This is a genomic window from Limnohabitans sp. Hippo4 (genome assembly GCF_003063605.1).
GTDB lineage: Bacteria > Pseudomonadota > Gammaproteobacteria > Burkholderiales > Burkholderiaceae_C > Limnohabitans_A.
This window is the reverse complement of the sequence record NZ_NESE01000007.1, coordinates 59,518-69,977: the sequence shown is the minus strand read 5'-3', so window position 1 is coordinate 69,977 and position 10,460 is coordinate 59,518. Positions and strand designations below refer to the sequence as shown.

The 10,460-nt window shown below is 52.1% G+C and carries 11 protein-coding genes; 6 read left to right on the top strand and 5 right to left on the bottom strand.

Features of this window, described 5'->3' with window-relative positions; genetic code table 11:
- Positions 1 to 610: 610 nt before the first annotated feature.
- The 3 genes from B9Z46_RS14360 to B9Z46_RS15065 are packed head-to-tail and all read left to right on the top strand — an operon-like array spanning position 611 to position 3,039.
- The gene (locus tag B9Z46_RS14360; protein WP_146179274.1) at positions 611 to 2,242 is read left to right on the top strand and encodes a hypothetical protein; all 1,632 of its coding nucleotides are present in this window, start codon (positions 611 to 613) and stop codon (positions 2,240 to 2,242) included.
- Between the two features lies 1 nt (position 2,243).
- On the top strand, positions 2,244 to 2,807 hold the full coding sequence (locus tag B9Z46_RS15070; protein ID WP_146179273.1) for a hypothetical protein: 564 nt from the start codon (positions 2,244 to 2,246) through the stop codon (positions 2,805 to 2,807).
- 22 nt (positions 2,808 to 2,829) lie between these two features.
- Positions 2,830 to 3,039, top strand: a complete 210-nt coding sequence (locus B9Z46_RS15065; RefSeq protein WP_146179272.1) for a hypothetical protein — start codon at positions 2,830 to 2,832, stop codon at positions 3,037 to 3,039.
- Between the two features lie 673 nt (positions 3,040 to 3,712).
- Here B9Z46_RS15065 and B9Z46_RS14350 read toward each other — a convergent pair.
- The 5 genes from B9Z46_RS14350 to B9Z46_RS14325 form a co-directional block, all read right to left on the bottom strand.
- Positions 3,713 to 4,144, bottom strand: coding sequence for a hypothetical protein (locus tag B9Z46_RS14350; RefSeq protein WP_108257275.1), 432 nt, complete (start codon positions 4,142 to 4,144; stop codon positions 3,713 to 3,715).
- Entirely contained in the window at positions 4,141 to 5,499 is a 1,359-nt protein-coding gene (locus B9Z46_RS14345; protein ID WP_108257274.1) for a recombinase family protein, read from the bottom strand. The genes B9Z46_RS14350 and B9Z46_RS14345 overlap by 4 nt, the downstream gene beginning before the upstream one ends.
- The gene (locus tag B9Z46_RS14340; protein ID WP_108257273.1) at positions 5,496 to 5,996 is read right to left on the bottom strand and encodes a DUF2924 domain-containing protein; all 501 of its coding nucleotides are present in this window, start codon (positions 5,994 to 5,996) and stop codon (positions 5,496 to 5,498) included. Before B9Z46_RS14340 ends, B9Z46_RS14345 begins: the two co-directional genes overlap by 4 nt.
- A 370-nt stretch (positions 5,997 to 6,366) precedes the next feature.
- The gene (locus tag B9Z46_RS14330; protein WP_233246029.1) at positions 6,367 to 7,257 is read right to left on the bottom strand and encodes an ImmA/IrrE family metallo-endopeptidase; all 891 of its coding nucleotides are present in this window, start codon (positions 7,255 to 7,257) and stop codon (positions 6,367 to 6,369) included.
- 17 nt (positions 7,258 to 7,274) lie between these two features.
- The gene (locus B9Z46_RS14325; protein ID WP_108257270.1) at positions 7,275 to 7,595 is read right to left on the bottom strand and encodes a helix-turn-helix domain-containing protein; all 321 of its coding nucleotides are present in this window, start codon (positions 7,593 to 7,595) and stop codon (positions 7,275 to 7,277) included.
- A 232-nt stretch (positions 7,596 to 7,827) separates the two neighbouring features.
- Here B9Z46_RS14325 and B9Z46_RS14320 point away from each other — a divergent pair, with 232 nt between their 5' ends.
- Genes B9Z46_RS14320 through B9Z46_RS14310 form a run of 3 tightly spaced genes read left to right on the top strand, consistent with a single transcriptional unit; the run spans position 7,828 to position 10,314 of the window.
- On the top strand, positions 7,828 to 9,075 hold the full coding sequence (locus B9Z46_RS14320; protein ID WP_146179271.1) for a hypothetical protein: 1,248 nt from the start codon (positions 7,828 to 7,830) through the stop codon (positions 9,073 to 9,075).
- A 2-nt stretch (positions 9,076 to 9,077) separates the two neighbouring features.
- A complete protein-coding gene (locus tag B9Z46_RS14315) occupies positions 9,078 to 10,034 on the top strand; it encodes a hypothetical protein (RefSeq protein WP_108257268.1) in 957 nt (318 codons plus the stop codon).
- Positions 10,035 to 10,089: 55 nt separating this feature from the next.
- The gene (locus B9Z46_RS14310) at positions 10,090 to 10,314 is read left to right on the top strand and encodes a DUF2188 domain-containing protein (protein ID WP_108257267.1); all 225 of its coding nucleotides are present in this window, start codon (positions 10,090 to 10,092) and stop codon (positions 10,312 to 10,314) included.
- Positions 10,315 to 10,460 lie beyond the last annotated feature (146 nt).

The following is a 10,460-nucleotide window of genomic DNA, read 5'->3' as shown; positions in this document are numbered from 1 at the left end:
CCACCAATACCAAAACCCCAACTCGTCTGAGTTGGGGTTTTTTCTTGGGCGATCGCGCGTGTTGCCCCGTGTTCTTGCGGGTTCCTGCGGAAATTTGCGGACCTCGCGCACCGCACCACCTGGCCGGTTCTGTGCCTGGTTTTCTCTCTTCCGGCCATTTCTCTCTGCATTCCTCATGCCCGGGAATGGGTCGAAGTCCACAAGAGCCTCCGGCTTGGGTCAACAAGATCAACGACTTACGAGTGGACGGATCGATCGGTTTGACTTCAGCTTTGGTAGGAACGTGCCACCAGCACCCTACGAGTTAGTTCGCATCGGTAGCGGTACTTGGCACTTGTCCGACTATCCGTCAAAGTGAGAAGCATGTAGCATCTAGAATAAAGTGACCGAGATGAAGGGATCTCGTGTCAACATGACTTCTGCAGCGCAAAACCAATTTATAGAGTAAAAAAACGTGCATAAAAAATTGAGAAATGCTTTCATATTCCTCCTTTTTATTGCCTCATTGGTATTTTCATACTCGGCTCAATCGGAGACTTGTGGTGTCTGTAAGGACTCGTATTTGTCATGCGTATCAGGGGGCGGGAGCCTGAGTTCATGTGAAAGTCGTATGCGGTCATGCCAATCAGCCTGCTTCGGTAGTGGAGGTAGCTCTAGTTCCGATTCAGGGAGTGGAAGTCATCCTGGTGATAATCCCTTTATTGTCGGCATTGGTTTTGGTTTGATTTTGGCTATTGCTGTGTTTTGGCTCGTGGGGTCAAATACAACCACTGATATTGGTGCTTATAAGGGCGTTAAATGGCTGTCTGGAGGGATATTGGCAAGCGTTGGCCTGCTATTGCTGGCCGCTTTTGCAAAAGGGGGATCTCAAGATGGAATGGGGAGCTTTGTATTTTGGGGTTACTTGTTTTTCTCTCTGCCGCACGTGCTCCTTATTTGGTGGACAAGGAAAAATGCAGTCGGCGAAGGATTGACTGATAAAAGCAAATCTTCGAATGCTGGCGATGATAACGACCTAAGAGTTGTTAAGAATGGAGAGCCGCCAGAAATATATCGAGCGCTACTGGATGAAACTAATTCTGGAAATGGAGATACTTTTGTCAGAGATTTGGCGATCGTAGGTTTAACGGAAATCCAGAATGTTATAAAGTCAATTGATTCTAGTCTGCGCAAGGAAGAGAAATTTAAATTAGCAATTAAGAGTATTGCAAAACTTACCAGCGAAAGTGAAAGTATTGCCAAGATATGGTTCAGCACGTATACATTTGGATATTTGTTTGATGACTGCAAGGGGTTCGAAATCGAAGCCCTGCAGCAAGGGGTGTACTACGGGCTTTTCAAGAATTCTGAAGAATGCACGGTACCTCTGCATGCAAATTTTGATTATTACGTAATGATTGGATACTGCTCTAAATTCACCAAAAATACTGGCGGGAAAATAAGTAGTCGAAGTATTGGTGGGTGGGATGATGCCAAAAAAATTATTGAAGAAAAGATTGTCTATCGGAAAAATAGCGAGTTTTCTAGGGGTTGTTTAAAAAAATCTCTAGCCTCTGCGGAGGCGTCTGTGAATAATTTTAAGGCTAAGCTCTCCCCAAACTCACTTGAGAAGGCATGTCACAAATTTAGTAACTATAGTGTCACGCCAATTTTTGGAATGCTGACTAACCCTGCGTCAGTTATTTCAGTCGATGTGGGAACTATTGGAGATTATCTGCGGTCGGATTCTCTTGCCTATCCAGGGTTAATTGAGTTGCTGAACTTAATCCAGTCGCAGCGTAACGACGCTATTTTAGAAATCCGTAGTGCAGCCATTGAGGGAAAGGCGACATCCTTGCAGTTAAAAGAACTCTCGGGCAAAGTTGCTTCAGATCACGAAAAGTTCCTTTGGCTTGCTCAAGCGTTAGTTCAGAGCGTTGGCGAGGTTTCAAAAAAATCTGTACTAACCTTGCCAGCGCTTAAAAAATTGGATGAACACTGGAGAAGGATTGAATCTCAGTCAGAGGATTTCGATTTTAATGCCATTAATAAATTTTCTTCATTTGATGATTTAGATTCATATTTAAAGGCTAAGCTTTCGCTGAAAAAAGTCTTGGATAAAAATCTTAAAAGTCAGCAGATTAATCAAAACAGTCATCACGAAATTTTGTCTTCTGAAAAAAATTTTCCGTGTCCAATGTGTGCCGAAGTGATTGGTGAGAAAGTTCGCGAGTGCCCATATTGTCAGCATCATTTGGAATAATATGTACTCCCTTTTGAAGATCGTTGAAGGATCAGCATTTCCTTCTGGCCTGTATCGGCTAGATGGAGGGGTTTTATCTGGTTCTGGTGTTCGAGTTAATCTTGCTGAGCAACTTGTTTCAGTTCAAATAATATCTTCAGTTGATCAACTCAATAGAACATATTCTGGGACGCTTGCTTCAGGCGTCTTGGGATTTGCACTTTTGGGACCACTAGGGGCTGTAGGTGGAATGATGGTAGGCGGTCGTAAGAAGCACATTCAATCTACGATCTGCATGGGGGTGTTAGATGATGGTCGTGTTTTCCTTGTAGACGGCACTCCGTCTGACTTTGCTGCTTTAACTGGATTGGCGTCGAGTAGAAGTCGCACTACTAAGTTCATTGAAGCTCAAACTAGCAACCTAAAACTATCTTCTTCTGCGCAGGTCAATCCTTTACCCGCAGAAATAAAGGTTAAGAAAAGTGTATCTTTGAAATTGAAGGCTGATGAGAAAATGTGTCCGAAATGTTCTGGGGTGATTAAAAAGGAGGCAATGAAGTGCAAGCACTGCAAGTCAGATATTTGATGGTTTTTTCAATGGAGTAATCATGAAAAGTTTTCTTTTAAAATTTGGTTTTTTGGCAATTTTCGCAATCGTTGGGTTGGCTGGGTGTGGTGACAAATCATCCTCCAGCTCATCCAGCTATTCAGGACCATCTGGATTTGATTCGGAGCAACGATCCAAATACAATAATTTGACTCCGGAGGGAAAAAAATATGTTGATGAACAGATGCGTGCTTACGATAAATCCAGGTAATAACTAATCTTCTCGCCGAGAAAATTCCAGGCGCTTTGGGTATGAATTAATTGTCTAGAATCATTATTAATGATTTATTGCAATATTCGCTTGAGGCGTCTGGTCGATTTCTTAAATATTAAAACAACGCAAGAAAATGTATCCAGTTAGTCTTGGTTTTTCGGCGGCTGTTTCGAGAATATCGAATCTTCTCCAGTCAGGTCACGAGACGGAGGCATTGGTGACTTGTGCATTTACTTTGGAGAAGACGTTACGAAGAACATTGCGCCAACTTATTGTTTCAGCTGGATTTATCTCTAAGGTGGCTGATCGGATCGTGAGTGGGTGTCGAGGGTTGGAGGCGATAAAGAACAATTGGGATATCTATGATCCCTCGCACAAAAAATTGTCCGATATTATTTCTGATAATGATTGGAGGGTAATTAAGCACTCTGCAGAAATGCGGAACAAGTTGGTTCATGGTGAGCGTGTCTATTCGGTGGCTGCTTGCTCGGTTGCAGCCAATGAGGCAATAACGGCAATGCTTAATATAAAAAATTCACTTGAATCAGAATATGGATATAGTGGCTGGACTGTTGCATCATCCAGAAAAAAATCCACGTTGCATTCGGACCCCAAAGTAAAAATTTCACGGGTTGAATAGTCCTCCCATTTCAGGCTATCTATTGTTTTTTTATGTATTTAGTATCTGTCTCTGCTGATCCCATAGCAACGGTGTGCCAGATGCTAAGTCGAAAAGGGTGACGTGGTCCGGCAATGATTCGTCCAGGATCGCTGCCACGATGTCCGGCGCCAGTGTGGTGAGGTTCACCATCCGGCTCACGTAGGCGCGGTCCATCCCCTCCATCTCGGCAACCTCGGCCAGGTTGCGTGCCTTGCCGGACTCCAGGATGGCCAACCATCGATGGCCACGAACCAGGGCCAACTGCATCGGGGTGGGCTGGTTGTCCCACGCGCGCGGCTGCAAGGCCGTGCCGTCCGGCAGGGTCACCGCTTTGCGCCGACCGCGCCTCGTGATCTTGATGGGGATGGTCACGTTCAAGCTGCCATTGCTGGCGCTGACCACATCGGCATCGCCAGTCGCTTTGATCTTGATCTCGTTCACGCTGCGACCTCCTCAACTTTCTGCTCGTGGTCCGGCAGTTTGATCTCCGCAGCAAGCCTCTCAATGCCATTCGGCCGGAACTGCACTTCAATGTTGTGTGGCGTGACCACCACCTTCTTGATCAGCAGGCGGACGATGCGCTCCTGCTCGGCTGGGAATAACTGGTCCCAGACCTTTTCAATCTGCAGCATGGCGATGCACACTTTGGCTTCGTCTGCCTGGTTGTCCGTTGCAGTCAGAAGTTGCGCCACCCGGGTCTTGAGGTCTGGGGCGCGGAGGATCAAGCGCAGCTGCTGGACCACGTTGGCTTCCAATTCGATCGCTGGCAACCGTGGCAGACCGGAAGCTCCTGCATGTTCCTTGTTTTCGCGGGTGTGGATGTAGTACCGGTACAGCTTGCCGGCGCCCTTGCGGGTCCAGGCCACGGTCAACGCCCGACCATCGGCACCCTTGATGATGCCCTTGAGCAGGAAGGGAATGGTCGCGCGGGTGTTGTTGCCTCGGGTGCGCGGGCTGACCTTCAAGATGGACTGCACTGCTTCCCAGGTGCTGGGTTCGATCAAAGGCTGGTGCTCGCCTTTGAACCATTCTTCCTTGTGCCGCAATTCGCCCAGGTACGTCCTGTTGCCCAGCAGCTTGTAGATCAGCCCCTTGTCAATCAGCTTGCCCTCTCGGACGTTGCCGTCCTGGGTGGTCCAGGCCTTGGACGTGACGCCATCCATTCGCAACTCTTTCATGAGCTTGGTGGTGGAGCCCAGTTCAACAAACCTCGTGAAGATGTGCCGGATGATCTTTGCTTCGCGTTCGTTGGGAACCAGTCGACGGTCTTTCACGTCATAGCCCAGCGGCGGTACGCCGCCCATCCACATGCCTTTGCGCTTGGACGCCGTGATCTTGTCGCGGATGCGCTCCCCGGTCACTTCTCGCTCGAACTGCGCAAAGGACAGCAGCACGTTGAGCATCAGTCGGCCCATGCTGGTTGTGGTGTTGAACTGCTGTGTCACCGAAACGAAGGACACTCCAGCACGTTCGAACACTTCGACCATCTTGGAGAAGTCAGCCAGGCTGCGGGTGAGGCGGTCGATTTTGTAGACCACAACGATGTCGACGCGGCCGTCCTCAATGTCGTTCATGAGCCGGCGCAATCCGGGCCGCTCCATGTTGCCGCCGGAGAATCCCCCGTCGTCATAGTCGTCTGCTACCGGTATCCAGCCTTCGCTGCGCTGGCTGGCGATGTAGGAATGGCCTGCCTCCTTCTGGGCGTCTATGGAGTTGAAGGATTGGTCCAGGCGTTCGTCGCTGGACACACGGCAATACACGGCACACCGCTGGCGGCGTTTCAGCACCTCGCTCATTTGCGTGCTCCCTTCTTCGACGGCGTCTTGGGCGCGGCAGTGGTCTTCAATCCGAAGAACACGGGCCCAGACCAGGCCGTGCCGGTGATCTCTTTGGCGATGCGCGAGAGGCTGCGGTACGGACGTCCCTCGTACTCATATTGGCCATCGACCGTGGCCATGACCCGGTATTCCTTACCTTGGTACTCGCGGGTGAGGATCGTGCCCGCCATCAGGTGGAAATCGCGCTCCAGTTTTTTGTTCTGGCCCGATTCCATGATGGCCTGGATCCTGCGCTTGTTGCGATCGACCATGTTGCGATCGATCTTGCGGAACTCGATTTCTTGCAACCGGAAGGCGATGCGCCGCTCCAGGAATTGCCGGTTGTGGGTAGGTGTGTCCTCGCCGAAGAGGCTCTTCCAAAGTGCCTTGATGTCGAGCATCGGCAGATCTGGCAAAGCCGTGATTTGTGCCAGCACCGACGGTGGCGTGGCATAGGGTGATTGCGTGGGGGTCATTTGGACTCCGTGGATTTGGTTAACGGGTCCGTATGAACGCTCTGGTGGGCGCTAAAGCCAAGGCCTAAATGCCTCTTCGAGGCCACATTTGCGGACTTCGCGACAGATTGATCCCACACACGGGAAACGCCCCTTGCCAGCAGGGCAGTTACCTCATCCATGCGCTCTGACACGGTCATGGAGTCGGGTGGGCGGCGGTTAATTTCTTGCATTGGTTGCCAGTCCTTGATGTTCAACAATCGAAGGAAAAAATTGTCCCCGGGGGCCCATGGCAATGCCAGAGGGAGATTTAGGACTGGCGCGGAAAGATGCTGGAATTTGCCAACCCCTGCAAAAACTGGGTGGCTTTGAATTCCAGCAGGTGATGGGCTTAGCGGTTCAGCGGTTGACCGTTGCGCGTGAAGCGATCAAACGTATCCTCGTCTGGCTCTTCATCTTCGTGTGCTGGGCGCCGCCATTCAGCCTGCGGCAGCAGAAGCAAGGTGAGCTTGTAGTCGTATTGACCGGCGCTTTTGACCAGCTCTTGAGCGAGGACATATCCTGGTTCGTTGGCGAGCCAAGTGTTGGCGCGAACGTCTTGCTGGCTAACAGTCGTTTCTGCATTGGCGCTGTGGGCCAACGCCGTTCTCGGAAGCTCAATGACGTTCTTTCGGGTGGCGAAATATGCCCTTGACTTGAACGCATCCTCGTTCGATTTGGCCCAGAGCATGTGGTCGTCACGGCTTGCTATCAGGATCGCGCGCTCTGGCGCGATGTCGATCCACCGCAGAGCCGCTGCAGTGAGCGAGACGCCGTATCGATCTGCGCAATGCCCTATCAGATCAAAGCTGACTGTCTGGCCGTTGACTTGCCTACGGAAGTCATCGTAGGGCATCAATAGTGTCGATGCGAACTGATCTGCCTCGGTTTCGATATCCCGTTTGCTGCGTTCACCCGTTGAAATTTCATCGTCGTGGCAGGCGAATTCATCTTGGAGTTCTCGATGAACCATGTAATGCCCAAATTCGTGGGCGACCGTGAATCGCTGCCGCCCCTCCGAGCCGTTGCCATCGTTGTAGACGATCAGCCACTTGGTCTTTGATTTGTTGGCTTTGAGCATCCCCTCGAAGCCGTCAATGCGTTCGCCCTGGATCTTGGTGATGGGAGAGTCGGGAAAGCACTGGTTCGTGTATTCAAGCGCCAACTGCTGAACGTCCACCGGGAATCGATCAATGCCCAACACCTGGTTGAGCATGTCTGATATCTGGTTGGCAACAGCCATGGGGCGCTTGTGCTTGGTCATTCGTCTTCCCAGGCGTCCAGGATTTTTCGAAGCTTCTTCTTTTCAGGGTCTGGCAGCAATTGGTATTTGCGGAAGAAAGCTTCGTCAGCGACTTTGTTGTCAGGGGTGGGCTCTGGAGAGCTCACTAAAAATTCGGCGGTCACATCTAGCGCAACGGCCAGTCTGTTGATTTTTTCAAGGGAGGGATTGGCTTGCTCCCTGTTTTCTAGCTCCCACAGGTAGCTCTTGCTGGAATCGGTCATTTGGGCCAGTTGCTCAAGACTTAACCCTTTTTCATTACGAAGATGCTTGATTTTTTCACCGAGAGGTGATGCCACTTGTTACTCCTTAACTGTCCACATGGATACCCACAGGATACCACCATACCGAACGAATCCGTACCTGCTTGACATGACCATCAGGTCCCAGCAATAATTTGCTCAAGTTCGTTTTAACGAACGATTCCGGTCGGTGGCGTGTTGCAGCACCCCTCTGATCCTTCGGCGGCAGGGCCAGAGTAGCGCGATATGAGGATGCGCACGTAGGCCACAGCAACAAGGAAAAAAACAAATGTCAGCCTTCAACTATCGCGATCTCGTGCGCCAGGTGCGCAACCAGTACTGGGAGTTCTACTTCCAGGCCCGAAAAATCGAATTGCCCGAAGGGGCAACGTGGTCTCAACCCGAAAAGGACGTTCAGGCCAACATTCAAAACGGCTTCGAAGCCTTGGATGAGGGGCGGCTGGACTCCGTTTACGCTGAACTGCGCCGAGTGAAGTTCTTGGCCACTGTGCGCGGGGTCCAAGCCCTGCGCAACACGGTGCCATTGGGGCATGCGATGTTGGACGACTTTGAGCACCACATCAGTGATGCTGAGCGGGCGCTGTGGGCGTTGATCAACTGGCCCACCAAACTTGCCGAGGCCGAGTCAATCATGCAGGCTGATGCGGAAATCGGAAAGCGCACATGGCGTCGTATCCAGCTTCCGCCTGGGCAAGAGTTGCACCATGAGGCTGTCGACATCGACCCCCTGCGCAAGGCCCTGGCTGAAGCCTTCACACCCAAGAAAGGCCGATCCCGTGCATGCGAGATTGACGTGCTGACACGTCATCTCGACGGTGGTGTTCAGTTGGACATCCGCGTGGAGGACAACCTTCAGCGCAGCCTTGAGTTTGGGGCAGATGACAAGACGATGTGGCGTGACGTGCGTCCGCCCCTGCGTATGACCGCGATCATCTACCCCGAAAGTGGCGTGATTGACTTGTTGGTAGCGGGGGGTGAGAAGGCGCGGCAGAAGCTCATCGGTCCCTTGGGCACGCATGTTTTCAAGAAGCCTCTCGAGCCGATGACCGTGAATCAGCCACTTTTTCTGCTCAACCGGTTGCGTGAAGGTGTCATGCCGGACGAGCACAGCGGACTGGATTTGCATGACCATGGGGTGGTGAAGGTCCGGCTCTCCGAGTGTCGTCTCCGTTCGGTTCAACGGCCGCTGTGTGATTACGTGGTCAAGCCGCCAGCAGACAAGGACGCGCCTGATGCATTGGAGTGTGTTCGTGTGCAACACACCGCGACGCTCATGGGTACGGGCTTCAATTTCATCAGCGCAACCGTGAGTCTGTATTTCATGCCAGAAGGCGACTCCAAGAAAGGTCGGGCGCTGCACGTCGGTTTGAAACCGACGGGAATCAGCAACCTGCGGGACATGGAAGAAGCGGATGCTCGACTGGCGGAAAAGCTCGTACTGGCATTGGGTGTGATGCAGCAGCCACCGACCGCAGAAGCAGCCGATCAACCTGCAACTGCCGTTGAAGGCGCCTGATCGTGGGCCCCATCAATGCGCCTGCATTGGCGGAGCTGTCCAGGTTGCTGGAGCAGCCTGGGCATCATCTTTTGCCAGATGCAGTGTGGGTCAGTGGCCAAGCTGAGGTGTTCAAGCATCTAAGGGATGTTCAGGCGCTGAGTCTTGGCCCTGAATTGGCCGACGGCGTGCTGTGCCCAGACTGCATGTGCGGTGCAATCCAGCCCGAACAAGTCGCATATGGATCACAAATTGAGCTTCGGGCCTACTGTGGCGAGTGCGGCTGGGTGCCGCTGGCAAAAGAGCGAGCGCGTCTTTGGCAGGCGAGCCCTGCCAAGGTTGCCGACTGGCTCAACGCGTCATTGGGATTGAGGTCGCGGTATCAGGTCACGGAGATTGTCAACGGCGTGCTTTGGCATCTGGGGGAGCGTGAATACAAGCGGCATCGTCACAGCCTGTTTTTCGGATGCCAACTGGCAGCAAACCAAGCCGAAGTGGACAAAGCCCTTGATAAGGCTTCAGCGCCCGGCATGGATCTGACCATCACCACCAGTGACATTGAAGTTCTACAGCCTGGGCGACTGGGTCGTCGGTTGTTGGTGCCCCTGAGAGCCGTTGCGCAACTTCGCAAGGGCAGCTTGGTCATTGAAAACCTTGAAGCCTATATCGATGGCCTTGCCCCTGTCGTCGTCTCAGACGAAACATCGCTGCGGCTTTTGGAAACCAAACGGGTGGCATTGATCGGCGGTGCCGAAGTCTCGCTCTCACCGCAGGTATTCAAATTCCTGAAGGTGTTGCTTGACGCTGAAGGTGATGAGGTTCACAAGCGTCTGCTTGCCAAAGCGCTTGAGATTCCAGAAAACTTTAAGTTTGCCAACATCAAAAAGCGGCACGCTGAGGTGTTCGAGACCTTTGTGCAATCAGACCAGAAGGGCTACTACTGGCTGCACCCCGACTACCTGCTATCCGAAGGGGGGTGAACCGATCAGCACTCAACCCCCTCAAGATCAACCGCTTACTTTTGAAAGACAACAAATGACTGGAAAAAACCAACACGTAGTTCGACGTGACGACCAATGGGCCGTCCGTGGCGAAGGCAATACCCGTGACACCTCGCTGCACAACACGCAGGCCGAGGCAGAGCGCGCAGCGCGCGAGATCGCGATCAACCAGAAAAGCGAGGTTCTGATCCATGGAAGAGACGGTCGCATTCGCGATCGCAACAGCTATGGCAACGATCCATCACCGCCCAAAGGCTGATTTGCCCAATAAGCGACCTTCAAGAACGGCCCGGACTAACCCTCCGGGCCTTTTTGTTTCTGGCAGGTGTATTTGCCGCATTTGCCCACCCCTTTAGGCCTCTTTGCCCACCCCTTTGCCCACCGGTCGTTTCCGAAACTTTCCTC